The 26300-nt window shown below is 73.4% G+C and carries 26 protein-coding genes; 7 read left to right on the forward strand and 19 right to left on the reverse strand.

Annotation, left to right across the window (positions count from 1 at the left end; all coding sequences use genetic code 11):
* Positions 1-580 (reverse strand): MFS transporter (locus ABWI04_RS25605; protein ID WP_502913160.1); only part of this gene is annotated, 580 nt, incomplete at its 3' end.
* Between the two features lie 59 nt (positions 581-639).
* On the opposite strand from ABWI04_RS25605, the gene ABWI04_RS25610 reads away from it, so the two are divergent.
* Complete coding sequence (locus tag ABWI04_RS25610; protein WP_345173283.1) at positions 640-1614, forward strand: ArsR/SmtB family transcription factor; 975 nt, start codon at positions 640-642, stop codon at positions 1612-1614.
* A 69-nt stretch (positions 1615-1683) separates the two neighbouring features.
* Here the strand turns inward: ABWI04_RS25610 and ABWI04_RS25615 are convergent, their stop codons facing one another.
* From ABWI04_RS25615 to ABWI04_RS25625, 3 genes are all read right to left on the reverse strand, one after another.
* The gene (locus ABWI04_RS25615; RefSeq protein WP_353834047.1) at positions 1684-2205 is read right to left on the reverse strand and encodes a YbhB/YbcL family Raf kinase inhibitor-like protein; all 522 of its coding nucleotides are present in this window, start codon (positions 2203-2205) and stop codon (positions 1684-1686) included.
* 132 nt (positions 2206-2337) lie between these two features.
* The gene (locus ABWI04_RS25620) at positions 2338-3129 is read right to left on the reverse strand and encodes an ABC transporter ATP-binding protein (protein WP_345173284.1); all 792 of its coding nucleotides are present in this window, start codon (positions 3127-3129) and stop codon (positions 2338-2340) included.
* On the reverse strand, positions 3122-4093 hold the full coding sequence (locus ABWI04_RS25625) for an ABC transporter permease (protein WP_345173286.1): 972 nt from the start codon (positions 4091-4093) through the stop codon (positions 3122-3124). Before ABWI04_RS25625 ends, ABWI04_RS25620 begins: the two co-directional genes overlap by 8 nt.
* A gap of 110 nt (positions 4094-4203) precedes the next feature.
* Between ABWI04_RS25625 and ABWI04_RS25630 the strand changes: the two genes are divergently transcribed.
* The 5 genes from ABWI04_RS25630 (at position 4204) to ABWI04_RS25650 (ending at position 9102) form a co-directional block, all read left to right on the forward strand.
* Positions 4204-5826: a bifunctional phosphatase PAP2/diacylglycerol kinase family protein gene (locus tag ABWI04_RS25630; RefSeq protein ID WP_345173287.1), complete on the forward strand. Its 1623-nt coding sequence runs from the start codon at positions 4204-4206 to the stop codon at positions 5824-5826.
* A 34-nt stretch (positions 5827-5860) separates the two neighbouring features.
* Positions 5861-6091 (forward strand): DUF6158 family protein, encoded by a 231-nt coding sequence (locus ABWI04_RS25635; RefSeq protein ID WP_345173289.1) that lies wholly within the window; start codon positions 5861-5863, stop codon positions 6089-6091.
* A 235-nt stretch (positions 6092-6326) separates the two neighbouring features.
* A complete protein-coding gene (locus ABWI04_RS25640) occupies positions 6327-7118 on the forward strand; it encodes a VanW family protein (RefSeq protein ID WP_353834027.1) in 792 nt (263 codons plus the stop codon).
* A gap of 22 nt (positions 7119-7140) precedes the next feature.
* Positions 7141-7662 carry a YceI family protein gene (locus ABWI04_RS25645; protein ID WP_353834028.1) on the forward strand — a complete coding sequence of 174 codons (522 nt, stop codon included), beginning with the start codon at positions 7141-7143 and terminating at the stop codon, positions 7660-7662.
* A 171-nt stretch (positions 7663-7833) separates the two neighbouring features.
* Entirely contained in the window at positions 7834-9102 is a 1269-nt protein-coding gene (locus tag ABWI04_RS25650; RefSeq protein WP_353834030.1) for a serine hydrolase domain-containing protein, read from the forward strand.
* On the opposite strand, the gene ABWI04_RS25655 is transcribed toward ABWI04_RS25650, so the two are convergent.
* From ABWI04_RS25655 to ABWI04_RS25690, 8 genes are all read right to left on the reverse strand, one after another.
* Positions 9099-9878, reverse strand: a complete 780-nt coding sequence (locus ABWI04_RS25655) for a hypothetical protein (RefSeq protein ID WP_345173293.1) — start codon at positions 9876-9878, stop codon at positions 9099-9101. The genes ABWI04_RS25650 and ABWI04_RS25655 overlap by 4 nt on opposite strands.
* Positions 9875-10990: a glycosyltransferase family 4 protein gene (locus ABWI04_RS25660; RefSeq protein WP_353834031.1), complete on the reverse strand. Its 1116-nt coding sequence runs from the start codon at positions 10988-10990 to the stop codon at positions 9875-9877. The genes ABWI04_RS25655 and ABWI04_RS25660 overlap by 4 nt, the downstream gene beginning before the upstream one ends.
* On the reverse strand, positions 10990-11343 hold the full coding sequence (locus ABWI04_RS25665; protein WP_345173296.1) for a hypothetical protein: 354 nt from the start codon (positions 11341-11343) through the stop codon (positions 10990-10992). Before ABWI04_RS25665 ends, ABWI04_RS25660 begins: the two co-directional genes overlap by 1 nt.
* Positions 11340-12068: a hypothetical protein gene (locus ABWI04_RS25670; protein WP_345173298.1), complete on the reverse strand. Its 729-nt coding sequence runs from the start codon at positions 12066-12068 to the stop codon at positions 11340-11342. Before ABWI04_RS25670 ends, ABWI04_RS25665 begins: the two co-directional genes overlap by 4 nt.
* 10 nt (positions 12069-12078) lie before the next feature.
* Positions 12079-13266 carry a glycosyltransferase family 4 protein gene (locus ABWI04_RS25675; protein WP_353834032.1) on the reverse strand — a complete coding sequence of 396 codons (1188 nt, stop codon included), beginning with the start codon at positions 13264-13266 and terminating at the stop codon, positions 12079-12081.
* The gene (locus tag ABWI04_RS25680) at positions 13263-14234 is read right to left on the reverse strand and encodes an NAD-dependent epimerase/dehydratase family protein (protein WP_345173302.1); all 972 of its coding nucleotides are present in this window, start codon (positions 14232-14234) and stop codon (positions 13263-13265) included. Before ABWI04_RS25680 ends, ABWI04_RS25675 begins: the two co-directional genes overlap by 4 nt.
* A gap of 284 nt (positions 14235-14518) precedes the next feature.
* Positions 14519-16162: an ABC-F family ATP-binding cassette domain-containing protein gene (locus tag ABWI04_RS25685; RefSeq protein WP_345173303.1), complete on the reverse strand. Its 1644-nt coding sequence runs from the start codon at positions 16160-16162 to the stop codon at positions 14519-14521.
* Between the two features lie 355 nt (positions 16163-16517).
* Positions 16518-18212 carry a proline--tRNA ligase gene (locus ABWI04_RS25690; protein WP_353834033.1) on the reverse strand — a complete coding sequence of 565 codons (1695 nt, stop codon included), beginning with the start codon at positions 18210-18212 and terminating at the stop codon, positions 16518-16520.
* A gap of 58 nt (positions 18213-18270) precedes the next feature.
* Between ABWI04_RS25690 and proS the strand changes: the two genes are divergently transcribed.
* Positions 18271-19719 (forward strand): proline--tRNA ligase, encoded by a 1449-nt coding sequence (gene proS / locus ABWI04_RS25695; protein ID WP_345173307.1) that lies wholly within the window; start codon positions 18271-18273, stop codon positions 19717-19719.
* A 64-nt stretch (positions 19720-19783) separates the two neighbouring features.
* Here the strand turns inward: proS and ABWI04_RS25700 are convergent, their stop codons facing one another.
* The 7 genes from ABWI04_RS25700 to ABWI04_RS25730 all read right to left on the reverse strand — a co-directional run bounded on the left by ABWI04_RS25700 (position 19784) and on the right by ABWI04_RS25730 (position 26180).
* Positions 19784-20290, reverse strand: a complete 507-nt coding sequence (locus ABWI04_RS25700; RefSeq protein WP_353834034.1) for a DUF6328 family protein — start codon at positions 20288-20290, stop codon at positions 19784-19786.
* 51 nt (positions 20291-20341) lie between these two features.
* Positions 20342-22300 carry a SpoIIE family protein phosphatase gene (locus ABWI04_RS25705; protein WP_353834035.1) on the reverse strand — a complete coding sequence of 653 codons (1959 nt, stop codon included), beginning with the start codon at positions 22298-22300 and terminating at the stop codon, positions 20342-20344.
* A gap of 112 nt (positions 22301-22412) precedes the next feature.
* Positions 22413-23228, reverse strand: a complete 816-nt coding sequence (locus tag ABWI04_RS25710) for an ANTAR domain-containing protein (protein ID WP_353834037.1) — start codon at positions 23226-23228, stop codon at positions 22413-22415.
* 80 nt (positions 23229-23308) lie between these two features.
* A complete protein-coding gene (locus tag ABWI04_RS25715; protein WP_179844153.1) occupies positions 23309-23731 on the reverse strand; it encodes a CBS domain-containing protein in 423 nt (140 codons plus the stop codon).
* A gap of 116 nt (positions 23732-23847) precedes the next feature.
* Entirely contained in the window at positions 23848-24222 is a 375-nt protein-coding gene (locus ABWI04_RS25720; protein WP_353834038.1) for an SSI family serine proteinase inhibitor, read from the reverse strand.
* 117 nt (positions 24223-24339) lie between these two features.
* Complete coding sequence (locus ABWI04_RS25725) at positions 24340-24966, reverse strand: sigma-70 family RNA polymerase sigma factor (protein WP_345173316.1); 627 nt, start codon at positions 24964-24966, stop codon at positions 24340-24342.
* 470 nt (positions 24967-25436) lie between these two features.
* Entirely contained in the window at positions 25437-26180 is a 744-nt protein-coding gene (locus tag ABWI04_RS25730) for a TetR/AcrR family transcriptional regulator (protein ID WP_353834040.1), read from the reverse strand.
* Positions 26181-26300 lie beyond the last annotated feature (120 nt).

Here is a 26300-nt window from a genome sequence, read left to right on the forward strand (position 1 = left end):
GGCGGAAGCGGGCGAGGCCCGCGGCCAGCGCCGCGCTGGCGGCGGCGAGCCAGAGCGTCCCCGCCGGGGCGAGCACCGACAGCAGCAGCCCGCCCGCCGCCTGGCCGGCGATCTGCGCGCCCGCGCTGGTCATCGTGAACAGCGACCGTCCGAGCACGTAGCCGTCCCCGGGCAGCAGGACGGGCAGCCGGGCCTGGACGGTCGCGCTGCCGACCGGGGCGAACAGCCCCACCGCGACGAGCAGCGCCATGGTCAGCGGCAGCGGCAGCCCGCCCACCGCGAGGACGGCCGTGACCGCCAGGCGCAGCAGGTGGTAGCCGGTGAGCAGCCGCCGCGCCGGGACGCGGTCGGCGAGCGAGAGCAGGAGGGCCCCGCCGACCACGTACGGGAGCATTCCGGCGGCGAAGACGAGGGCCGCCGCGACCGGCGAGCCCGTGCGTTCGAAGGTCTGGACCGACAGCGCGATCGTGCGGACCGAGTCGCCGGCCACCTGGAGCGTCTGGAGGGAGAACAGCGTCCGGAACTCGGGGACGCCGAACACGTCGCGGTACCGCGCGGAGGTCGTCGAAGAAGCGGTCATGGCGGCGACTCTGCGGGTGCCGGCCCCGTACGGGACAATGTTTCGGGGAGGAACGAAACATGTATCGCATCGTGGTGGGCCCGGGCGACCTCGCGGCCAGCCGTTTCGGGATCGCCCCCCTGATCGAGGTGCACAGCGCGCTCGGCGTGGTCGCGGGCCGGATGCCCGTCGGGCCCCTCGGCCCCTGGGTGGAGCGGGCCCGGCCGGCGTACCGCCGCGTGGCCGGGGACCCGGCCCTGCGCGCGCTGGCCTTCCTGCGCCGCCCGCACGGGTACATGGCCGACTTCGTCGTCCCGCCGCCCTCCCGCCCGAACCTGACGGTCGCCGACCAGCTGGCGACCGTCCGGGCGACGCCGCTCGACCAGGCGCGCCGCGAACTCGCCCGCAACCTCGAGGGGCTGCCCGAGCCGGACGCCGCCGTCCGGGAGGTGCTGGAGGCCCCCGACGTCGTCGAGCGGCTCGCGGCGGGCCTGGAGACGGCCTGGCGCGCCCTCCTGGAGCCGGACTGGCCGGTGCTGCGCTCGATCCTGGAACGTGACATCGTCCACCGCGCGGGACGCCTCGCCGCCTACGGCTGGGCGGCGGCGCTGGACGGCCTGTCCCGCAAGGTGCGCTGGCGCGACGGCCTCATCGAGGCGGACATCCACGGCGACGCCACCTACCGCCTCGGCGGCGCCGGGCTGACGTTCGTGCCCGTCGTCTTCGCCGAGCTCGGCGCGGCGCTCGAACAGGACTGGCCGTACACGCTCATGTACCGGGCCAGGGGGGTGGCGGCCCTCTGGGAGAGCCGGGAGCCGCGCGGCGAGGACGCCCTGGCCAGGCTGGTGGGCCGCACGCGGGCCGACCTGCTGCGCCTGCTCGCCGAGCCCGCCACGACCAGCTGGCTGAGCGCCCGCCTCCGGATGAGCGTCGGCGGGATCGGCGACCACCTCGCGGTGCTGCGGGAGTCCGGGCTGGTCACGCGCGAGCGCAGCGGCCGCTCCGTCCTCTACCGCCGCACGGCCGTCGGCGACGTCGTCATCGGAGCCGACTAGACCGCTCCGGAACCGGCTGAAGCCGCCCCGGGAAGGTCTCCGGGACGGCTTCGGCGGGGCGGTGCGGCGTCAGACGCCGAACTCGGCGACGATCGTGGCGCGCGCCAGGGTGTGGGCGGTGATGTTGAAGCCCACGACGGCCGGGGAGGTGTCCGGGCCGAGGCCGAGCGACTCCACGTCCAGCGCGTGGACGGTGAAGACGTAGCGGTGCGGGTCGCCGGGCGGCGGAGCGGCGCCGCCGAACGCCCTGACCCCGTAGTCGTTGCGGGCGTGCACGCCGACCTTGGCGTCCTCGGTCCCGGCACCCGTCGGCAGCTCCGTGACGCTCGCGGGGATGTCGAACAGCGACCAGTGCCAGAAGCCGCTGCCGGTCGGCGCGTCCGGGTCGTAGCAGGTCACCGCGAAGCTCTTCGTCGCGTCCGGGAACCCGGACCAGCGCAGGTGCGGCGACTCGTTGCCGCCGCTGAAACCCCAGTCGTCGAACACGTGCCGGTCCGAGAGCCGCTCGCCCTCGGCGATGTCGTCGCTGGCGACCGTGAACGAGGGGACCTCGGGCAGGTGCTCGTGCGGAAGCGGGGGCTTGCCGGGCATGGCGACCTCCTCCATCAGGATCATCGTGACACCACATCTCTACCAGGGGGCGTCGCGATCTAACGGCCCCGTCGCGAACCCGGCGGCGTCAGGATCGGCGCCCGGCGCCCCGCGGCGCCGGGCATGCCGCCGCTACTTGCCGGTCGCCTCGATGTAGGCGGCGACGACCTCTTCGGGGTCGCCGTCCATGTGCATGCGGCCCTCGTCGATCCAGATGACGCGGTCGCACATCTCCTTGACCGTGTCGAGCTGGTGCGCGACGAGGAAGACCGCGCCGGCGTCCTTGCGCAGCTCGTCGATGCGGCGCTTGCTCTTGGTCCGGAACTTGGCGTCGCCGGTGGCGAGCGCCTCGTCGATCAGGAGGACGTCGTGGGTCTTGGCGGCGGCGATCGCGAACCGGAGGCGGGCGCCCATGCCGGAGGAGTACGTCCGCATGGGGTACTGGATGAAGCCCTCCTTCAGCCCGGCGAACTCGACGACCTCCTTGTACTTGGACCGGGTCTCCGCCGGGGTCATGCCCATCGCCAGGCAGCCGAGGACGATGTTGCGCTCGCCGGTGAGGTCCTTCATCAGGGCCGCGTTCACGCCCAGCAGGGACGGCTGCCCGTCGGTGTAGACGCCGCCGCTGTGCGGGGGCAGCAGCCCCGCGATCGCCTTCAGCAGCGTCGACTTGCCGGAGCCGTTGGTGCCGATGATCCCGACGGCCTCGCCCCGGTACGCGACGAACGACAGGCCCTTGATCGCGTGGACCTCGGTCATCGACGGGCGGTGCTTGCGGCGAAGGACGCGCGAGAACGCGCTCGCGGCGTTGCCCTTGCCGCCCGCGCCGTACACCCGGTAGACGATGTGCAGGTCGTCGACGACGACGATCGGCTCCCGGGTCGGGTCGATCTGGAGGGTCCCGCGGACCTTCGTGTCAGCCACGGCCGTAGCGCTCCTCGGCACGGTAGAAGAACAGGAATCCGCCCACCAGCATGACCGCGGCCCACAGGATCGCGTACAGCCACAGCTGCCCCGTCGAGGTGGCGTGCGCGAGGCCTCCGACGTAGTTCCGGTACTCGCCGAGCAGGACGTGCCGGCTCAGCTCCACGTACACGTACGCCGGGTTGAGCTGGAGCAGCTCGCCCAGCCACGGGTAGTCGGCGAGCCGCGAGCCCGGCTTCATCAGCGACGGCAGGCTGAAGATCACGCCGGACATGTAGAGCCAGGTCCGCATGACGAACGGCAGCAGCTGGGTGATGTCGCGGTTGAACGCCCCGAGCCGCGCCATGACCATGCTGATGCCCACGTTGAACATCAGCTGGAGCGCCATCACGGGGACGAACAGGAGCATCTGGAAGCTGACCGGCTCGCCGAACGCAAAAACGATCACGAACAGCACGACCAGGGCGAGCAGCAGCTGCTGCAGCTCCACGATCGCGATCGCCAGGGGCAGCGTGGCCCGCGGGAAGTGCAGGGCCCTGATCAGCGAGAGGTTGTCGCCGACGGACTTGGAGCCCGATGTGACCGACCGCTGGGTGAACCCGAACAGGAACACGCCCGTCACCAGGAAGGGAATGAAGTCGGGCACTCCGCGCTTGGTGTTCAGCAGCAGACCGAAGATCAGGAAGTAGACCCCGGCGTTCAGCAGCGGGGTCAGCAGCTGCCACACCTGACCCAACCGGGAGTCGGTGTACATCGAGATGTTCTTGGCGGATGCGAACGCCCAGATGAAGTTCCGGCGAGCCCACACATCCTGGATGTACTTGCGCAGCGGGGGGCGCGCAGCGCTCTGCCTCAGCCCGTATCGTGCGGCGTAGTCGGCCAGGGTCCCGTTCACGTGAGGAGGCTCCGCGATCGTCCCGACCGACTCGCCACCCGGGGTTCCGAGCCGTTCCGGGTGACTCATGTCGCGAAGCCTATTGCAGTCGCTGAGTCCACAGTGACGTTCGCCCGCATGTGACCCCCGATTTGAGATCTTTACGGAATCATGTCGGCCTCCCTGGGGATACCCGGGTCATGCGCGTCAACCATTCGCGGCGCACTTTCGTGCCGTCACGGTCCGTCACCCGGCGCCGGTCGCGGCAGGCTCAGGAGCATCGGGCCTGGCCCCAGCGCGTCCCCCTGCTGCGCAGGCTCGGCCGGATGGACCGGTGGGCGTTCGACCAGGTGGCGGCGGCCCGGCTGCGCGGGCTGGAGTACGTCCTGCCGCGGCTGTCGCGGTTCGCCGACCACGGGGTGCTGTGGTTCTCGGCGGCCGGCGCGATGGGGATCGCGGGACGGCCGCGGCTGCGCCGCGCGGCGCTGCGCGGGGCCATCGCGATCGCCGTGGCGAGCCCCGCGGTGAACATCGTCGGCAAGCAGGCCTTCCGCCGCCGGCGCCCCGTCGTCGATCTCGTCCCCCCGATCCGGATCCGGTGGAAGCTGCCGACCTCGCACGCCTTCCCGTCCGGGCACTCCGCCTCGGCCGCCGCGTTCGCGACCGGCGTCGCGCTGGAGGCGCCGGCGGCGGTGGCGGTCCCGGTCGCGGCGACGGCCGCGGCGGTGGCCTTCTCCCGCGTCTACACCGGCGCCCACTACCCGGGCGACGTCCTGGCGGGCCTCGGGATCGGCGCGCTCGCCGGGGTCGGGACGAGGATGGTGTGGCCCTCGCGGCCTCCGGTCGCGCGCCTGGCCCCGGACGGGGGCGGGCGCGTGCCCGTCGCCCAGGACGGGCGGGGCGTGGTGGCCGTCGTCAACCTGGGGTCGGGCCCCTCGGCCGAGACGGACGCCGGGATCCTCCCGAGGCGCTCGGAGATCGCGCTCGCGCTGGTCGAGGCCGAGCTGCCCGCGGCGGAGATCGTCCGGGTGGAGCCGGGAGGGGACGTCGACAAGGCGTGCGCCGAGGCCGCCGAGCGGGCCGAGGTGCTGGCCGTGGTCGGCGGCGACGGCACCGTGAACGCGGCCGCGCGAGCGGCGCTCGGCCGCGACGTCCCGCTGCTGGTCGTCCCCGGCGGGACGTTCGACCACTTCTCCCGCGCGGTCGGCGTCGAGACCGCGACGCAGGCGATCAGGGCCTACCGGGAAGGGCGGATCGGCCGCGCCGACGTCTCCTACGTGGCGCCCGTGTCCGCTCCGGCGGGGGACGAGGCGGAGCAGATCTTCCTCAACACCGCGAGCATCGGCGCCTACACCGAGGTCGTCGAGCGGCGGGTCCGGCTGGAGAGGCGGATCGGGAAGTGGCCCGCGCTCGCGGTCGCCGCCGTTGGCACGCTGCGGCACGCCGAGCCCGTCGAGCTGATGGTGGACGGCAGGCGCCGGCGCGTGTGGCTGGCGTTCGTCGGCAACGGCGTCTTCGGCTCGTGGGGCGCCGCGCCCACCTGGCGCGAGCGCCTCGACGACGGCAGGCTCGACGTGCGGATGGTCACCACCGGCAGCCGCGCGCCCCGCGTCCGCGCGGTCGCCGCGATCGTCGCGGGCCACCTGCGCCTGACGCCCGGGTACCGCTCGTGGCGGACGACCGGCATGGAGGTCATCTCGCCGGCCGGTGACCTGCGGCTGGCGCGCGACGGTGAGGTGGCGCCGCTGCCGCGCGCGGTGCGCTTCGGCAAGCACCGCCGCGCACTCCGGATCTTCACGATTCATGCCCCGGTGACCGGGTAGGGCACGGGACGCCCACGAAGGAGGAGATCACACGATGACCAGCCGTGACCTGGGAGTCGCGCCCGGCGACCTCAGCGACGACGACCTGTTCCGCGAGCTCGGCCACCTGTACGAGACGAGGCTGGACGCGCTCCGGCACGCCGCCGACCAGGCCTACGGCGAGCACACCCGCCGCATGAACGAGCTGGAGGCCGAGTACCTGCGCCGGCGCCCCGGCCGGGAGATCGACCCCGAGCGCATGCGCGCCGGGGCCCGCGCCCGCTGACGGCGCCAGGCGCGCGCCCCCCGCGCCGCCGCCCGGACGGCCCGGTACCCGTGACCGGCCCGGTGTTGTTCGGGCGTTCGTCCTGTTCGGGTAAAGACGCGGGCGCCCGCCGCGGGTGAGCGGCAGGGTCCGTGGGAGGTCCCGTGGGGATCGTCGGGGGGTGTGGTCTGTGGGGCGGATCGGGCCTGGGCTCCGTCGGGCGGGGCGGCGCGGCGTCCGGCGGTGGTGGCCCGTCGTGGCGGGCACCGTCGCGTCGACGGGGCTCCTGGTGGGCGCCTACCTGGAGGGCCCGCGACTGTCGGGCGTGTCGGCGGCGCTGGCCGTGCCGTACCGCGACGCGGCCAGGCGGGGCGGTCCCGGCGCACTGCCGCCCGAGCGCCTGATGAGCACGTTCACCACGCGGTTCGCGCCGGGCGAGCCCCGCGTCCACAACATCGAGCTCGCCGCCCGGGCCCTGGACGGACGGGTCGTCGAGCCCGGAGCGACGTTCTCGTTCAACGACGCCGTCGGACCCCGCACCAGGCGCCGCGGGTACGTGCCCGCGCCCGCGATCGTGGGGTCGCGGCTGGCGGACGACGTGGGCGGCGGCATCTGCCAGGTGTCCACGACGCTGTACAACGCGGTGTTCCTGGCCGGGCTGGACATCCGGAAGGCCCGCGCCCACAGCCTGTGGATGCCGGAGTACCCGGAAGGGCGCGAGGCCGCGGTGTTCTACCCGCAGCTCGACCTCACCTGGAGGAACGACACCCGCGAGCCGGTGCGGATCCAGGTGGCGTCCTCGGCGACGTCGCTGACGGTGAACCTGTGGGGCCGGCGCCGGTACGAGGTGCGGTCGCGGACGTCCGAACGGTACGGGTTCCGGCCGTTCGAGGCGGGCGTCGGCCGCGGCGGCGCGTGCATCGCCAGGACGGGCCGGGAGGGCTTCGAGGTCGACGTGTGGCGGACGCTGCTGGCCGACGGGCGCGAGGTGCGCCGCGAGAGGTTCCACACCGAGTACGGGCCGCAGGCCGAGGTGGAGTGCCTCTGACCCGCGTGGCAGGGTGGGGAGCATGGAGGGAACGTTCGAGCTCGGGCCGGAAGACGGGCGGCTGCTCGTCCGGACGGGGCGCAGCGGGCTCGGCCGGCGCGCGGGGCACGACCTGACCATCGAGGCGACGCGCTGGTCGGCGGCGGTCGAGGCGCGCGAGCCCCTGGACGCCTCGTCGGTCGAGGTGACCGTCGACGTGGACGGGCTGGAGGTGCGCGAGGGCGCCGGCGGTGTGAAGCCGCTCACCGACCAGGACCGCGCGGAGATCGTGAAGAACCTGCGGAAGGTCCTGGACGTCCGGCGATATCCGCGGATCCGGTTCGTCTCCACCGCGATCGGCGCGGACGCCGTCGAGGGTGATCTGACGATCATGGGACGGGTCAAACCGGTGCGGCTCGCGGCCGCCAGGGAGGGCGACCGCGTGCGCGGCGGCGTCACCGTCGAGCAGAGCCGCTGGGGCATCAAGCCCTACTCGGCGTTCTTCGGCGCGCTCCGGCTCGCCGACGAGGTCGAGATCGAGTTCGACGTCCGCCTGCCCGAGTAGCGCCTGTCCGGTAGCGCCTGCCCGAGCGGCACCGCCCGAGAAGGGCCTCCGTGGCGCTGACCGGGGCCGTTTCGGAGTCGGCCCGTCCCGGGTTTCCCGGACCCCTGAAGATCGAATGCACTAAGGTTCGTGATCACCGCATTTCGGACAGACGATCTTCAGGGGGCCGCGGTGGCAGAGCTGAGCAGGCGGGACTTCGGCAAGGCGGCGGGCCTGGCGGCCGCGCCGGCGCTGCTCGCGGGCTGCGCGTCCGGCGGATCCGGGCCGACCAAGAACGCCCAGGCCGCGGCCGCGGCCCGCACGTGGGGAGTGACCGGCAAGGCGCTCGCCGGCCTCGGCGGCTTCGACGCCACCCTCAAGAGCTTCATGCAGGCGCGGGCCATCCCCTGCGGGCAGCTCGCCGTCGTCCGCAAGGGCAAGCTGATCCTGTCGCGCGGCTACACCTACGCCGAGGCCGGCGCCTTCAAGACGCAGCCGACCACGCCGTTCCGCATCGCCAGCATCTCCAAGCCCGTGACGGCGACGGCGGTGCTCCGGCTCGTCCAGGACGGGAAGCTGAAGCTCACCGACCGGGTGGCGACCCTGCTGGGGCTGTCCACGACGGCCGACCCGCGCCTCAAGGACGTCACGGTGCTGCGGCTGCTGCAGCACCTCGGCGGCTGGGACCGCGACATCACGCCCGACCCGATGTTCCGGGACGCGGCGATCGCCAAGGCGCTCGGCGTCGCGCTGCCGGTGTCGCAGGCGAACATCATGAAGTACACGTCCGGGCGCGCTCTGGACCACGCGCCCGGCACGCAGTACGCCTACTCCAACTACGGCTACATGCTGCTCGGCCGGATCATCGAGAAGGTCACCGGGAAGAAGTACCAGGACTACGTCCGGCAGACCGTGCTCGCTCCCCGCGGCATCACGCGGATGCGCCTGGGCAAGTCGCGTACCAAGGTCACCGGCGAGGCCCCGTACTACTCGACCTACACCGGCGCCACCGTGTTCGACAACAGCGGCACCAAGGTGCCCTACCCGTACGGCGCGTTCAACCTGGAGAACATGGACGCGCACGGCGGCTGGCTGGCCACCGCCATGGACCTCACCCGCTTCGCGGGCATCTACGACGGCGGGTCGATCCTGACCTCGACGTCCATCAGCCGGGCGTTCGCCAAGCCGGAGACGGGCGTCAACGCCGACGGCTGGTACTACGGCTGCGGATGGCAGGTGCGCCCCGTGACCGGCGGCCGCAACACCTGGCACAACGGAAGCCTGGCCGGAACGTACACGCTGCTGGTCCGGCGGTACGACGGGCTGTCGTGGGCGGTCCTGTTCGACCAGCGCCAGGAGGGCTCCGCGGCGAACTACGCCGACATCGACGCGGCGCTGCACAAGGCCGCGAACGCCGTGAAGACCTGGCCGACCGGCAACCTGACCTCCACCTACTTCTAGCGCGGGGGCCCGCCTCTGGCGCGGGCCGCGCGCGTGTACTGGTCGTCCAGGCTGCGTGGGAACGGCATCATCCGGTGCCGTTCCCGCCAAGGCGCGTACTGGCGGACAGCGTTGAACCCCGCCGCGGTGACGATCCGGTCGACGTTCGGGCCCGGCACCCAGGCGGGATAGACGTCCAAGTGGGCGACGGACCGGGGCAGGCCGTCCGGCCTCGCGGGCGACACCAGCGTCATCGGCGGACGGACCCGTTCTGCCGACGCCATGTCCTGCGCGTAGGCGACGAGCTGGAGCGTCTCCGCGTCGGGGCCGCTGTGCACGATGAGCCAGCCGTCCACGTCGACCGGCTCCGACGGGGGATCGGCGAGCGCCAGCGGCACGACCTCGTCCGACACCGCGCGCAGGTAGGCGTCGTGGGACGGGTCGAGTTCCTCAAGGACGAACGTCCGGTCGAAGCGGAGCGGGCCCGCCGGGAGCAGGGGCCGGTAGGCGTCCCAGCGCAGCAGGCGGGCCAGATGCGTCGTCCTGGTCCCGGAGGGGAATCCGGTCAGCTCGCCCCGCAGCCCGGCGGGGAACGCGTCCACGATCACCTCGTCCGGGCGGAGGGCCGCCGGGTCGGCGGTCGCCACGACGTCCCAGCCGTGCGTGACGCGCGCGTCGGCCGCGAAGCGGGACCCGGTCACGACGGTGACCGGTCCCTCCCGCCCGAGGGTGTGCAGAACGGCCCGGAGCCGCGTCAGATGCCCGAGCCCGTCACCGGCCGCGTAGCAGAGGATCAACGCGCCTCGTCGAGAACGGCCAGGTAGCCCGCGGTCTCGGCGGCCGGGGTGAAGTCGCGCCGGATCCGTTCGGCGGCGGCCGCGCCGAGCTTGGCCAGCTCCTCGCCGCCCGCCCGCGCGGCCCGGTCGACCGCCGCGCGGCACGCGTGCGGGTCGCCCGCCGGGAAGGTGAAGCCGATCTCGTCGTCGGCCACGTCCGCCAGCCCGCCCGCGTCCGAGGCGATCAGCGGCACGCCGAGCGCCGCCGCCTCCAGCGCCACGTTCGGCATCCCGTCGTAGAACGAGGGGAGCGCGACGAGGTCGCAGCTCGCGTAGACGGCCGGAAGGTCGTAGCGCTCCAGGAACGGCAGGAACGAGTGCGGGACGTCGCGCTCCGCCAGCCACTCCCGCACGGAGTCCTCGACCTCGCCGACGAGCAGCAGGTGGAAGGCGTCGGTGCGGCGCGACGCCGCCAGGGCCTCCAGGAAGAAGCCGACGCCCTTCTTGACCTTGAGCTGGCCGACGAGCCCGATCGTCCGGCGTCCGGGGGCGACGTTCTCCTCCCGCCAGGCCCGCCCCCGCTCCCGCTCGGACGGCAGCACCCGCCACTGCGCGGTGTCGACGCTGTTGGCGACGAACACGACCGCCGCACCCGGGGCGAGCGCCGACACCAGCGGCGCGTGCGAGCGGGCGACGACGCACACGCGCGACGAGGCGCGCAGCGCGTCCGCCAGCACGCCGCGCCGCCGCATCGAGAAGGCGCCGACGTCGATGTCGTTGCCGCGCAGCAGCGTCACCAGCGGCGCGCCGAGCAGGGAGGACAGGACGGGCGCGGCGAGCATCGCGTGGACGCCGCCGAACGCCACGACGTGGCTGTACCCGGTCAGGTCCTCGGCGGTGATCGTCGTCCACAGGCGGCGCAGCGCGTGCTCGGAGTCGTCCCCGAGCGGCGCGGTGACGAGCCGCCCGCCGTGCTCGCGCGACACGCCCCACGGCCGCGCCCGCCGGGTCAGGTGGGCGACGTCGACCTCGGCGCCGGCGGACCGCAGGCCCCGCACGATCCGGTCGCACGACTGCGCCATGCCGCCCCGGCTCGGCGGGTAGTGCTCGGTGATCCACAGGACGCGGGGCATCAGCTGTCCACGAAGCCGGTGTCGTCGTCCGGTCCCCAGTCGCCGCCGTAGGAGTAGTCGTCGCCCGGGTTGAACGCGCCGCGGTCGTACTGGTCGAACGAGGAGTACCAGTAGCCGTCGTTGTAGGTCTGCGAGCTGCCCCGGTAGTACTCGCGCCGGTACCCGTGCGTCCAGCCCGGCTGGTGCGGGTCCTGCGTCCGGTACCCCTGCGCCGCGGCGCACTCGGGGCACAGCGCGTTCGGCCCCGCGTGCTCGCCGCACACCGGCCGGCCGCACTGCGGGCACGCCGCCACCGCGGACCGGCCGCAGCGTCCGAGCACGAAGAACCCGGTGGTCACGGTGCAGCGGTTCATGTGGTCCTCCTCGCGGCCGTGCCGGGCGGCGTCCACCGGAACGGCTCCGTCGACACCTGCAGGATCCGGTCCACCAGGATCCCCTCCTCCACCGGCCCGGGGATCTTCCCGCTCGCGCGGATCACCAGCCGCCGGCCCTGCTTCACCTGCACCCTGACCCAGCGGGGCGGCGGCGAGGCGGGCCGCTGGACGGCCGCGTCCTTGGCCAGCCGCCGGGTGACCCGCACGAGCTGCACCGTCTTCGACTTGCTCTTGAGCTTGATCTTGCCGCGCGCGTTCCTCTTGCGGTACTTGCGGTTCCGCACCCGGTCGGTGACCGAGAGCTCGACGACGCTGCCGTCGCGCAGCTCCGCCCGCATCCGGAGCCACGGGTCGATCGCGTACCACTGCTTGAGCCCCGAGATCGGGGGCCGGGAGGGGAGGTCCTGCATCGGACCGTTCTTCTCCGGGACGCGCGACCCGCGCATGTCCGCGGACACCGACAGCACCCCGTCGGGGGGCATGTCGGCCGCGAGCACCCGCAGCAGCGGCACGAGCACGCCCGGGACCCGCGCGTGCAGCCGCCACCTGTTCCGCCGCACGTGCGCCCCGTGCTGCGCGAGGCTCTGGATCACCGGCTCCCAGTCGTCCCGCCGCAGCGAGACGGAGAAGCCCTGCTCCAGGGTCAGCGCCCTGTGCAGGGGATGGAACCGCTCGATGGCGGCCTTCTGCTTACGCCAGAACATGACGAACCACCTATCGACCCCGTGTCAGCGTGCGGTAGACCTCGGCCAGCCGGTCGCGCGACCGCGCCCAGGTCAGGCTCTCCTCGATGTGCGCACGGCCCCTCCGCCCCATCGCGGCGGCCTCCTCCGGGTACTCCAGCAGGATCCGCACGGCCCGGGCCAGCTCGGCGGGACGGTCCGCCGGGACCAGCCGCCCGTGCCGCCCGTCCGCCATCAGCTCGCGGACGGCGGGCAGGTCCGAGGCGACCACCGGGACGCCCGCCGCCATCGACTCGATCACCTTCAGCGGCGCGCACCCCTGGTCCAGGTTGCGGGCGCAGCCGGTCAGCGGCGCCACCGACACCTCGGCGTGGGCGAGCCACGCGGCGACCTCGTGGTGCGGCAGCGCGAACCGCCAGTCGACCCGCTCGGCGACGCCGATGCGCTCGGCCAGCCGCCGCACCGGCTTGGCCCGCCGCTCCGGGACGGACGCGCAGACCACCAGCCGCAGGCCGGGCAGGTCGGCGAGCCGCGCGAACGCCCGCATCAGCACGTCCAGGCCCTGCCACGGCTGCAGCGCGCCGACGTAGACGAGGTACCGCTCGGGCGCGCCCTCGGGACGCCGCGGCGTCTCGCGGACGTCGGCGCCGTTGGGGACCAGGTGGATCCGGCCCTCCGGCACCCCGAGGCCCCGGACGGCCTCCCCGATCACCCGCGACGGCACCACGACGGCGTCGCTGCGCTCCAGGCAGAACCGCTCCAGCTCGCGGATCTTGGCGAGCGTGGCGGGCGCCGCCCAGGGCCAGGTGTGGCTCATCTCGATGGACGGCAGCCCGTTGACCTCGTACACGACCGTGTGGCGCCGCCCGTCCGCGACCGCCGGAAGCGCGCTCCACGGGTCGCGCACATGGACGACCTCCAGCGTCTCCCAGTGCGGCCGCAGATGGGCCGCGACCCAGCCGGAGAACGCCTCGGCCCGGTCGATCAGGTTGGGGACCGCGGCGTCGAACCGCGCGACCTCCCGCGTCCCCTCCCGCTGGTAGCGCGGCAGGTCGCCGCCGCCGATCGCGGCGAGCAGCCCGCCCCCGAACCGCGTGAAGAGCTCGTCGGCCATCTGCGCGATGTGGACCGCCGACCCCTTGCTGGACGGGAACCGGTCGAACGCGACGTACGCCGCCCTGTGCCGCATGGGCCCGTGCTCGATGGGACCGTGCTTCATCCGACCGCCGCCCCCTCCGGCACCGTCCGCAGCCCGCGGTGCCAGGCGATCTGGTCGGCGAGCCCCTCGGCCAGGCCCGTCGCGGCCGTCCAGCCGAGCAGTTCCCGGGCGCGGGACGTGTCGGCCCAGGTGCGCGCCGCGTCCCCGGCCACGGGCGTCTCGCGCCGGATCTGCGCCGGGACGCCCAGCGCGCCGGTGAGCATCGCGATCGCGTCGCGGACCGCCACGTGCTCGCGATGCCCGACGTTGACGGCGACGCCGGGCGGCAGGTCCTCGGCCGCCGCCGCCAGCGTGGCCGCGACGACGTCCCGCACGTGCGTGAAGCTCCTGGAGCTGCGCCCGTCACCGAACACCGGCAGCGGGCGCCCGTCCAGCGCCGCCTCGACGAACCGGTGGAACGCCATGTCGGGACGCTGCCGGGGGCCGTAGACCGAGAAGTACCTGAGGAGCACCGTCCTCAGCCCGCTCCCGGCGGCCGTCCGCGCGAGCCGCTCCGCCTTCGCCTTGCTGACCGCGTAGGGGCTGGCCGGCTTCAGCGGATCGTCCTCCCGGTTCGGCCGCGGACCCGCCGACCCGTACACCGACGAACTGGACGCGACGACGACCTTCGGCCGCGAGCGGGGCGGGCGCTGCACGCAGGCCGCGAGCAGGCGCCGCGTCGCCGCCACGTTGTCCCGCTCGACGACCGCCTTGCCCGGCCCCCACGAGTCGCGCACGCCGGGACGTCCCGCCAGATGCACGACGACGTCGGCGGCCGAGACGGCGGTGAGGTCGTCCACCGCCAGGTCGAGTTCGGCGGCGACGACTCCCGGCCTGGTCGCGACCTTCGCCCACGTCCGCCGGGCGACGCCGGGGCTCAGCGAGCGTCCGGGCGCGTCGACGGCCAGCACCTCGTGCCCCGCCTTCGAGAACGCGTCGACGACATGGCTTCCGATGAACCCCGCCGCACCAGTGACCACCACCCGCACCCGGGCACTTTATCCGTCAGGCCCCGAAGGGGACAGGGCTCTCGTCCCTGCTCACATAGGACTTCCTGCCGGGACATCCGGGGGAACGCGGGGGCGGGGAGCCGACCACCCTGTTGCCGTTACTTAGAGTTAGGCAGCAACTCCAGGGGGACATGGGGCTGCTGTGCGTATCAGAACGCTCATGGGGGATAGGCGCGCCAGGGGCTGGGGACCGCCCGCGGCCCCCAGCCCGCTCATCCTCTGGCCCGGCCCGGCCGGAGGACGTCTGCCGATCCCGGCCCCGCTCAGCGGGGACGGGCCACGCGGGTCTCGTCCCAGACGGGCTCCGCCGACTCGTAGACCGAGCCGTCGGACCCGAAGACCAGGTGGCGGTCGAAGGCCCGGGCGAACCAGCGGTCGTGCGTCACCGCGACGACCGTGCCCTCGTACGACTCCAGCCCCTCCTGGAGCGCTTCGGCGCTGGCCAGGTCGAGGTTGTCGGTCGGCTCGTCCAGCAGGAGCAGGGTGGCGCCGCCCAGTTCCAGGAGCAGGATCTGCAGGCGGGCCTGCTGGCCACCGGAGAGCGTCTCGAAGGGCTGCTCGGCGCACACGTTCAGCTCGTAGCGCGTGAGCGCGCTCATCGCGTCGTTGCGCAGCCGCGCGTGCTCGGTCATGACGATCTCGCACGGGGTGCGTCCGGCCAGATCGGGACGGGCGTGGGTCTGCGCGAACAGCCCCGGGACCACACGCGCCCCGAGGCGCGCCACACCCGTGTGCGCGACGGGCCTCACCGGAGTCGCGCCGCGCGGGAGCGCCTCGGCGACGGCCGCGAGAAGCCGCAGGAAATGCGACTTCCCGGAGCCGTTCGAGCCCAGCACGGCGACGCGCTCGCCGTACCAGACCTCGGTGTCGAACGGCTTCATCAGGCCCGTCAGTTCGAGGTTCTCGCAGACCACCGCGCGCTTGCCCGTCCTGCCGCCGCGCAGGCGCATCTTCAGGTTCTGGTCGCGGGGCGGGACCTCCGGCGGCCCGGCCTCCTCGAACTTGCGCAGCCGGGTCTGCGCCGCCCGGTAGCGGGACGCGAAACCGTCGTTCACCGTGGCCTTGGTCCGCAGGGTGTTGACCAGCTCCTTGAGCTTGGCGTGCTCCTCGTCCCAGCGGCGCCGCAGCTCCTCCAGGCGCTCGTTGCGGTCGCGGCGCGCGGCGGCGTAGGTGGAGAACCCGCCGCCGTGGATCCACACCCGGGACGCCTCGACGGTGACGATCCGGTCGGCGGAGCGGTCGAGCAGCTCCCGGTCGTGCGACACGAGCAGGACGGTCTTCGGCGTCTCCCGCAGCCGCTCCTCCAGCCACCGCTTGCCCGGGACGTCCAGGTAGTTGTCGGGCTCGTCCAGGAGAAGGACCTCGTCGGGGCCGCGGAGCAGGGCTTCGAGCGCGAGCCGCTTCTGCTCGCCGCCCGACAGCGTGCGGACCTCGCGCCACCGGCACGAGTCGTAGGAGACGCCGAGGGCCGCGACGCAGCACGCGTCCCAGAGCACCTCGGCCTCGTAGCCCCCCGCGTCGCCCCAGCCCGCGAGGGCCGTGGCGTAGCGGAGCTGGGCGGGCTCGTCGTCGCGCTCCATCATCACCAGCTCGGCCGCCTCCACCGCGGCCGCCGCCTCCCGCACCCGGGGCGGCGCCAGCGACAGCAGGAGGTCGTGCACGTTCGACCCGTCCCGCACGCTGCCGATGAACTGGCGCATGACGCCGACCCCGCCGCTGTGCGCGACGGTCCCGGACTGCGGCGCCAGGTCGCCCGCGATCAGGCGCAGGAGCGTCGTCTTGCCCGCGCCGTTCGGGCCCACCAGGGCGGCCGTGACACCGTCGCCGACGCGGAAGGAGACGTCGTCGAGCAGCATCCGGCCGTCCGGCAGCACATGGCCGACGTGGCCCACTTCGACGTGTCCCATGAGGCCGAGTGTCGAGAAGCCCGCCCCGGACCGTCAATCCATTTAACCGTCCCGTGCGCTGACCAAGGCGTGGCCGGCGGGCTTCGAGGGCGGACGGTCCTGAACAGTCCTGGTCACCTCTCCGGGAAGCAGCACTGGCAGCAGTCGTACTGCGCCCGGACCCGCTGAGCCCCGACCCGACCCGGGCATGGCCCTCAGCAGAAGCGGCTCCCCCGGGGCCGCTTCGTCATGTGGGCGGCCAGGCGCCCGGCCCCCGGCACCTCGACCCCGGCGCGCCGAATCGCCCGCTCTCCGCGGACGACTCGACCTGGGGCCGGCTTCGCCACGCGAAGTCGGCCCTACCGTTCTGGGCGACTCACGGCACGAGCAGCGACCGGACGTGGTCGACCACGGAGCCGAGGGGGATCTTGGACGTGTCGCCGGTGGCGCGCTCGGTGACCTCGGCGGCGCCCTCGGCCAGGCCGCGCCGCCCCACGGTCACGCGGAAGGGGATGCCGGTCAGCTCCACGTCCCGGAACTTCACTCCGGCGCGCTCGGCGCGGTCGTCGATCACCACCTCGACGCCCGCGGCCGCCAGGCCCGCGTAGACCTCCTCCGCCGCCGCGGCCACGTCGGCGTCGTCGGACTGGGCGGTCACGACGGCGACCTGGAAGGGGGCGACCGCCACCGGCCACACGATCCCGCGCTCGTCGTGGTGGGTCTCGACGATCACGGCCATCGCCCGCTCGATCCCGATCCCGTAGCTCCCCATGACCACCGGGACGGCGCGGCCGCCGGCGTCCAGCACCTCGACGCCCAGCGCGCGGGAGTAGCGGTCGCCCAGTTTGAAGACGTGCCCGACCTCGATCGCCCGCAGGGCCTCCAGCGGTCCGCCGCACCGCGCGCAGGGCTCCCCCTCAGCGACCTCGCGCAGGTCCGCCCAGGCGCCGACCTCGATGTCGCGGCCGACGTCGACTCCGCGCAGGTGGACGTCGTCGGCGTTGGCGCCGGTGAACATGTCGCGGCGGCCGCGCAGCGCCTCGTCCGCGATCACCGGGAGCGGCGCGCCGACCGCGCCGAGGCTGCCGGGCAGCGCGCCGAGGGCCTCCCGGATCTCGGCGGGCTCGGCCGCCCGGAGGTCGGCGGCGCCCGTCGCGTCCACGAGCTTCTGCTCGTTGAGCGGGTGGTCACCGCGCAGCAGGACGAGGGTCGGCGCGCCGTCCAGGACGTACACGAGCGTCTTGATCTGCCGGTCGGCGGGCGCGCCGTACGCCAGCAGGTCGTCGATCGTGCGGACGCCCGGCGTGTCGAAGCGCTCCGGCGCGTCCGGCCCCGGGCCGTCCTGCACGGCGGGCAGCGCCGACGTCGCGCGCTCGACGTTCGCCGCGTACCCGCAGGCCGGGCAGCGGACGACGACGTCCTCGCCCACCGGCGCCGGGCACATGAACTCGGTGGAGTCCGAGCCGCCCATGGCGCCGTTGGACGCCTCGCACGCCAGCGCCCGCAGGCCGAGCCGCTCGAAGATCCGCGCGTAGGCGCCGAGGTAGGCCTCGAACGAGGCGTCCAGGCCGGCGCGGTCGACGTCGAAGCTGTAGGCGTCCTTCATCGTGAACTCGCGGGTCCGCAGCAGCCCGCCCTTGGGGCGCGGCTCGTCCCGGAACTTCGTCTGGAACTGGTACCACTGCTGCGGCAGCCGCCGGTAGGAGTCCAGCTCGCGGGCGACCGTCGCGAAGATCTCCTCGTGCGTCAGGCCGAGGGCGTGCTCGGCGCCGCGCCGGTCGCGCAGCCGGAACAGCTCCGCGCCGATCAGGTCCCAGCGGCCGGACCGCCGCCACGGCTCGGCCGGGTGCATCGCCGGCAGCAGCATCTCCTGCGCGCCGATCGCGTCCATCTCCGCGCGGACGATCTGAATGATCTTCGCTCGGACGCGGACGGCCAGCGGCAGCAGCGAGTAGTGGCCCGCCGTGAGCTGCCGGACGTACCCCGCCCGCAGCAGCAGCCGGTGGCTCGGCGCGTCGGCCTCTGCGGGGTCCTCTCGCAGCGTGGGCACGAACATCTGGGACCAGCGCATCGTGCGAGGGTAGCGAAGGTGACCTGACTAATGGCCTGTGGTCAGTACCCTTGTGGCCGTGAGTCGAGAAGGTGTGACGCCGCAGAGCGAGGATTTCTCCGCCTGGTACAACGAGCTGGTGGTGCAGGCCCAGCTCGTCGACCGCGGACCGGTTCGCGGCACGATGGTCATCCGCCCGTACGGTTACCGGGTGTGGGAGCTGCTCCAGGCCGACCTGGACCGGCGCATCAAGGAGGCCGGGCACGACAACGCCTGCTTCCCGATGTTCATCCCGGAGTCCTACCTCAAGCGCGAGGCCGAGCACGTCGAGGGCTTCTCCCCGGAGCTGGCCGTCGTCACGCACGCCGGCGGCAAGGACCTGGAGGAGCCGCTGATCGTGCGGCCGACCTCCGAGACGGTCATCGGCGAGTACATGGCCAAGTGGATCGACTCGCACCGCGACCTGCCGCTGCTGCTGAACCAGTGGGCGAACGTCGTCCGCTGGGAGATGCGCCCCCGGATGTTCCTGCGCACCACCGAGTTCCTCTGGCAGGAGGGCCACACCGCGCACGCCGACGAGGGCGACGCCATGCGCGAGACGATGTGGGCGCTCGACGCCTACGCGAGCGTCGCGCGGGACCTGGCGGCGATCCCGGTCGTGGCGGGGGAGAAGACGCCCGGCGAGCGGTTCGCCGGAGCCGTCCGCACCTACACGATCGAGGCGATGATGCGCGACGGCCGGGCCCTGCAGGCCGGCACGTCCCACTACCTCGGCACGAACTTCGCCAAGGCCTTCGAGATCCAGTACCAGGACGAGGAGGGCAGGCTCACCCTCGCCCACACGACGTCCTGGGGCATGAGCACCCGCATGATCGGCGGCGTGATCATGACGCATGGGGACGACAAGGGCCTCGTGATGCCGCCCCGGCTCGCGCCCTACCAGGTCGTGATCGTCCCGATCGGCCGCAAGGAGCAGGGCGAGCAGGCCGCCGCCGAGGCCCGCCGGCTCGGCGCGGCGATCAAGTCGATGGGCATCCGGGTGCACGTCGACGACAACCGCCCGCAGCTGTCGCCCGGCTTCAAGTTCAACGAGTGGGAGATGCGCGGCGTCCCGATCCGCATCGAGCTGGGCAAGCGCGACATCGAGAACGGCGTCGCCACCGTCGTCCGGCGGCTCCCGACCGTCGAGGGGCAGGGCAAGGAGCCCATCCCGCTCGACAAGGTGCCCGAGGTGCTGCCGGGGATGCTCGCCGACTTCCAGTCGTTCCTGCTGGCCAGGGCCGAGAAGTTCCGCGACGACAACACCGCCGTCGTGGACGGCTGGGACGCGTTCACCGCGCAGGTCGCCACCGGCTGGGCCCGCGCGTTCCACTGCGGCGACACCGCCTGCGAGGACGACATCAAGGCCGAGACCGCCGCGACCCCGCGCGTCATCCCGACCGACGCGCCCGAGGAGACCGGCGTCTGCGTGAAGTGCGGCCGCCCGTCCGCCTACGGCAAGCGCGTCATCTTCGGCCGCGCCTACTGAGCACGCATCCGGCCGCAGCCGCACCCGGGCGGGCCCGTCATGGACGGGCCCCCCCGGCGGCAGGTCAGGCGCCCTTCGGCGCGCGGGCTTCCGCGCGCCGCCGTGTCAGGTACGGCTGGACGAACCACGCCCACCCGCACAGGAGCACCGCGACCACGACCGTGGCGACGGTTGCGGCGGCCTTCTCCGACAGCGCCTGGACGACCAGCGTGGTCGCGGCGGTCATCGAAACGCCCAGCGCGAAGGCCCCGGCGATCCCGAACCGGTTCGCGCGCCGGATCAGCAGCGCCTTCTGCCCGAGCCGGAAAAGGATCCGGTGCTGGATGACCGGGGCGATGAAGCAGACGGACGCGAGCCCCGCCCCGAACAGCGAGACGTAGAAGAGCGCCCTGCCCGTCTCGCCGACCTTCGCGTCGAAGCTCGCCGAGAACGGAACGGTCAGCAGGAACGCGAACAGCACCTGCACGCCCGTGGTCGCCACCCGGAACCCCTGGAGGAGTTCCATCAGCTGCCGGTCCAGCCGTTCGTGCTCGGTCTCGTTGCGGGGCTTGCGCGAGGGGTCGACGCTCATGGATGCCGTTTACCCCGGCAAAACGCCCGTCAGTCGCGCCGCTGAAACGTTCTAGACGAGCGTCGGCGGCTCCACCCGCAGAGCGAGCATGGACACGTCGTCGCGCAGGTCGCCGTCGCAGTAGTCGAGCAGCGCCCGCTCCACTCCGGCGAGCATCTCCTCCGGGGGCTTCCCGGCGTGCCCGGCGAGCGCCTCCAGCAGCCGCTCCTGGCCGAACTCCTGCCGCGCCATGTCGCACGCCTCCAGGACCCCGTCCGAATGCAGGATCAGCGTGTCGCCGACGGACAGGTCGATCGTGTCGAGCCCGGCCTCGAAGTCCTCGAACAGGCCGAGCGGGACGCCGCCGCGCGACGCCGACCTGATCACCCCGTCGGCGCGGACGACGATCGCCGGCGGGTGGCCCGCGGTGCCGAGCGACACGATGATCCGCTCGGTCTCCAGCGTCAGGCTCGCCATCACGGCGGTGACGAACCGGTCCTCGTCCATCAGGGCCTCGTTCACGGTCGCGAGCACGTCGCCGGGACGGGCCTTCCACCGCGACGCGAGCCGGACGCAGTGCCGCGCGGTCGACGTCACGGCCGCCGCGTCCTCGCCCTTGCCGCACACGTCGCCGAGGACGAGCCCCCACCCGTTCTCGGTGCGGAACACGTCGTAGAAGTCGCCGCCGACCTCCGAGCCGTGCGTGGACGTCAGGTACCGGGCGGCCACGCTCACGCCCGGGATGGACGGGAGCGTCTTCGGCAGCAGCCCGGCCTGCAGCGTGTCGGCCACCTCCGCGCGGCGCCGGTAGAGCCGCGCGGCCCGGATCACCAGGGCGAGGTAGCGGCCGAGCCGCTGCACGACGCCGAGGTCCATGAGGTCGAACGGGCCGTAGTCGCCGCTGGCCGCCAGCGTGATCGTGCCGATGGCGCGCTCGCCGTCCTCGATGGGGACGCTGAGCACCGACGTCACGCCGATCTTGCCGCAGACCGGCAGCCCGTCCGGGCACATGCCGAGCACGTCGAGGTCCTCCACGTGGGGGCGCAGCGCGCTCTGCCGGGTGACGAACACGTCGTGGGGGAGCGTGTCCTCGGCGGGGTCCACCTCTTCGAGCATCCTCGCGGCCTCGACGGACCGCTCGTCCTCGGGGCCCATCACGACCTGGCGGCGCAGCACGGGCGCCGCGCCCGCCGGCGGGCCGCCGGTCCCGGGGCCGGTCAGGTCGATGAACGCCCAGTCGGCCAGCTCGGCGGCCAGCAGCCGGGCGCAGCGCCGGACGGCCACCGTCTCGTTGAAGACCGGCTCGTCCAGCAGCAGCTCGCTGGCGGTGGCGAGGACGTCCATCCGGTGCACGATCGTGGCCACGGCCTCGTCGTCGCCCTGCCCGCCGTCGGCGGCCCGCACCCGCGCGGTGCCCGCCGCCTGGACCTTGGACGCCGCGGGCCCGCCGTCGTCGGCGGGGGTGGTCGTCGGCCCGGCGGCCACCACGACCATCGGGTCGGGTTCGCCGCGGATCCACACCCGCGCCACCGTCAGCACGGCGTCGATCGGGTGGTCGCGGCCGAGGAACCGGACGCTGACGCGGCGCCGCTGCCCCGTCCGGATCGCCGCCGCGAGCTGCGACCGGACCGCCGCCCGGGTCGCCATGTCGCAGAAGGCCGTGAACTGCTTGCCCGACACGTATCCCGCCGACGTGCCGAGCAGCATGGCCGCCTGCCGGTTGACGCGGCGGACGTTCGTCGTCCGGTCGAGCAGGAACAGCGGAACGGGGGCGTCCTGGAAGACCGTGCGCAGCACGCGCCGCTCGTTCTCCGCGGCGGCCGACCCTCCCGGCTCGCCGGACTGCTCGCCGCCCATCGTCCGCAGCACGGTCAGCGCCAGCTCCAGCTCGACCAGCGCCGCGTCCAGCGTGGCGCGCAGGTCGGGCTCGGGCACGCCGGCGGCCTGGCGCAGCTCGCCGATGCGTCCTTCGAGATCCGAGATCTCCCGCAGGAGGGACTCGGGCTCGAGCTGGTCAGGCCGATCGTGCATCTGGTCTCCTTTCGTCCGCGTCACCACGGTGGACCAGGGCGGCTCCCGCCCGTACCGGGCCGGGCACCGTTCTACGGGGCCGCTTCCCGCAGCCTATGCTCCCCGCCCGCACCTAGGGCAGGCCCTGATGACCGACGATACGCTGGGCCAGCGCGGTGAGCTTCACGTGGCGCGTCTGTGAGATGCGACGCATCTCGGCGAATGCCTCGTCGGCGTCGCAACCGAGCGCGTGCATGAGGATTCCCTTGGCCTGGTCGACCACCGCACGCGCCTCGACGGCCGCCTGGAGCTGGACGGCGGTGCGGTGCACGTCGTCGTACTGGCGGCTGTTCGAGAAGGCCGCGGTGCCCTGCGCCACCAGCAGGGACGCGATCGCGTGCCGCTCGGGCCCGAGCGCCTTCGGCGTCACCCCGTACAGGGTGAGCGTGACGAGGACCGGGGGGTTCAGGTGCGGGGACGTGGTGAAGCAGCGCACCCCGCGGCGCAGCATGTCCGACATGGCCTCGGGCCAGCGGGTCTCGGCGAGGATGTCGTCGGAGGTCAGCGCGCGGCGGTCGGCCACCACGTCGAACAGCGGCCCGTGCCCGCGGGCCAGCTGCCGGTCGGTGACCTCGGCGAGGTCGGGATGGCTGGCCGCGGCGGCCAGCGGTTCGGGCCGGTTCTCCTCCGCGGCGTCGCGCTCGTCCCGCAGGGGCATGTCCGGTATGCCGCTCGTGCGGTCGGGGATGACGACCGTGGAGCCGACGCCGCCGTACGCGCTCGGCAGTGCCCAGCGCACGCTCGCGGCGCCGGCGCATCCGGGTACGGCGCGCGCGGCGAGCTCGGTCACGCGGTGCAGGGTGCCCACGTCGGACGACTCCCCGACCAGGCCCAGCCGGGCGATCTCCAGCGCGAGCTGGTCCGTCAGGACCGTTTCGGTGGGCGTCACCTTCCCGAGAGTAGCCTGCCCCGGGGGATGCGCAGGCGGGCCCTGCTCGGCCGGGCGGCCCTGGTGCCTCATGAGGAGTCCTAGTTGTTCGGCGGCGCCTTGCTGATCTCGGGTAGCGGGCCGGAATCGCCGTTCGCCAGGGCCAGGTCGCCGATGCACACGATCCCGACGGGGTGGTGCTCGGCGTCGACGACCGGCAGGCGCCGGACGGCGTGCTCGCTCATGAGCCGCGCCACCGTGTCGGTGTCGTCCTCGGGGTGGACGGTGGTCAGCTCGGCCGTGCACACGTCCCCGAGCGGGGTGAGCGAGGTGTCGCGGCTCTCGGCCACCGCCCGGATCACGATGTCACGGTCGGTCACCAGGCCGCACAGGCGTCCCGCGTAGGTGACCAGCACGTCGCCGATGCCCTCGTCCCGCATGATGCGAGCCGCCTCGTAGAGCGTCGCGTCGAGCGGCAAAGACTGGGGCGCCGCCGTCATCACGTCGCTGACCCTCGATGACATAGAGCGCACATCCTCCCGAATTGCCGACGCCTCGCGCGGCCCGTGTGTGCGCGCCCTACCCACGGTCGGCGGCCCTATTCGGACGGTTTGCGAATCGGCCGCGGACCTGCGCCGGGTCAGAAGGCGAACACCGTTCCGGTGCGCGACAGCATGGCGCAGTCGTTCCCGTATTCGGCCTGGAAACGGACGGCTCTGCCCTTCCACCGCCCTTCGGCGCGGGCGACCACGGGCGCGTGGACGGCGGTGCACATCCGCCCGTCCGGCCGGTGCTCGAACCGCCCGTCCGCCCCCTCCAGCTCCAGGCAGGCCCGTGCCGCCTCGGGGTGCTCGCCCCCCGGCGGACCGCAACGCAGCGTGACCGTCCTGCTCCCGGACGTACTGCCGCCCGGATGCGTGACGGACAGCCGCAACGACGTCTCCGCCCCGGAGGGCGCGACGGGCACGAGGGCGACCACCGCCCCCACGACGACCGCACTGAAAAGGTTCGGCATGAGCGACTCCCAACGCACCGAAGGGACATCGCACAAAGTAGCCGATCGATAACAGATCGTGCAGGAGAATGAACGACCCCGCCGCTGAAATGCAGCGACGGGGTCAACGTTTACTGACTAGGCGGCCAGCGTGTGGGCGGCACGGTGATCGGCGAGGGAGTCGCGGAGCTGCTTGCGGCCGCGGTGGAGGCGGGACATGACGGTGCCGATGGGGGTGCCCATCATGTCGGCGATCTCCTTGTAGGGGTAGCCCTCGACGTCGGCGAGGTAGACGGCGTCCCGGAAGTCCTTGGGGAGGGCCCGCAGGGCGGCGACCACCTGGGAGTCGGGGATGCGGTCGAGGGCTTCGGACTCGGCGGAGCGGAAGCCGGACGCGTGCGCCTCGGCCTGCGCGATCTGCCACTCCTCCAGCTCCTCGGAGCCGGCGCGCTGGGGCTCGCGCTGCTTCTTGCGGTAGGTGTTGATGAAGTTGTTGGTGAGGATGCGGTGCAGCCACGCCTTGAGGTTCGTGCCTTCCTGGAACTGGTGGAAGTTCACGTAGGCCTTGGCCAGCGTCTCCTGGACGAGGTCCTCGGCGTCGGCGCTGTTGCGGGTCATGCGCACGGCGCTGAGGTAGAGCGGGTCCGCGAGGGGCAGGACGTCGCGCTCGTAGCGGCGCGCGTCGTCGGACGTCGCGGTGCGGTCGGCGTTGCGGCCGTTGTCGCCCTTGGTGGTGCGATGGACGGGCGTGGTGACAGCGGTCATCGTCGCTCCCCGTGGTCGTGCCCCCCGTGAGAGGGGACGGTTGCCTGGCGCGTGGTCGGGGGCACGCGCGGGCCGGGCGGATTGATCGCCCCCCGTCAAGTGGTACGTGCCACCGTTCCCGGCGGGTTCGGTGTGGCCTCGGCCTCGCATGGAGGGTGGGCCGAGGGTTCGGCGCGCTTCGGCTGTGCCAGAGCGACCCCGTAGTCGGGACGTCGCGGGCCTTGCCCGATCGAGCGCTTCCATCCGCCGGTGGGTCTTCCTGCCATGTAAGACGCATGGAACGAGCCAAAAGGTTGCCAGGATCCGCGTGGCCTCCGTCACATCGAGTCGTTTCTTGGTCAAAGTGGTGCTGATCCGCCGGTATAGAGCCCGATCCTCGGCAGCCCGCGCGGCGGCCCCGGAGGCGGGCTCGGAGGCGGGCTCGGAGGCGGGCTCGGTCGAGCGGGCGTGCCCTGGCGGCTTATGCCAGGTCAGGGCGCGGCGAGGTGGCCCGCCAGAACGGCCCGGACCAGCTGGGCCGCGAACTCCGCCGGCGCGGCCGGGAGCCCGGCGCCCGCCGCCACGCTTTCCGCGCCCGCGAGGCGGGTCAGGAAGGCGTGCTGCTGGCAGCCTCCCAGCAGGGCCGCGGCGATGAACGGCAGGGGTGCGCCGTCCGCCAGCCGTCCGGCCTTCCGTTCGGCCTCCAGGTAGCCGATGAGGGCCGCGTGGCCCATCACCGGGCCTGCCGCCGGACCGCCCGGCGGCCCTGCCGGGGGCCCGCCGGGCGCCCCGGGAGGCGGCGCCTCGCCGGTGCGGTCGCTCCTCGGCCGGGCGCGCGACCTGGCGGCGGCCTCCTGCTGCGCCTTTCCGGGGCCGTCGCTCCGCAGCCACGCGATCAGCTCCGGGTCGGCCAGGACGGGCCCGGTCATCGGCAGCAGCTCGCCGTAGAAGCGGACCATCTCCGCCGCCAGGCGGGTGAGGTTCTCCTCCACCGTGTTCTGTCCGACCGATCCGGCGAGCCCGGTCATCGCGGTGCGCGCGCTCCCGGTCACCTCGGCCAGGGCCGCCGCGAACAGCGCGGTCTTGTTCGCGAAGTGGTTGTAGAGGCTGCCCTCGGACACGCCCGCGGTGCGCGCGATCTCCTTGGTCGTCGCGGCCACGATCCCGCGCGTCTGGATCACCGTGACCGCCGCGGCCAGGATCCGGTCCCGCATCGGCTCCGTCCGTGTAGCCAACCCGCCTGCACCTCGCTTCCCCGCTGGACGTTAGCACGGGCGGACGGTGATGAGTGAGTGCTCACCCGGAGGGATTCGGCGGATCCCGAGCGAACCGCCCTCACAGCATGTAGCTTCGCT

This window comes from Actinomadura sp. NPDC000929 (genome assembly GCF_040492065.1).
Classification (GTDB): domain Bacteria; phylum Actinomycetota; class Actinomycetes; order Streptosporangiales; family Streptosporangiaceae; genus Spirillospora; species Spirillospora verrucosospora.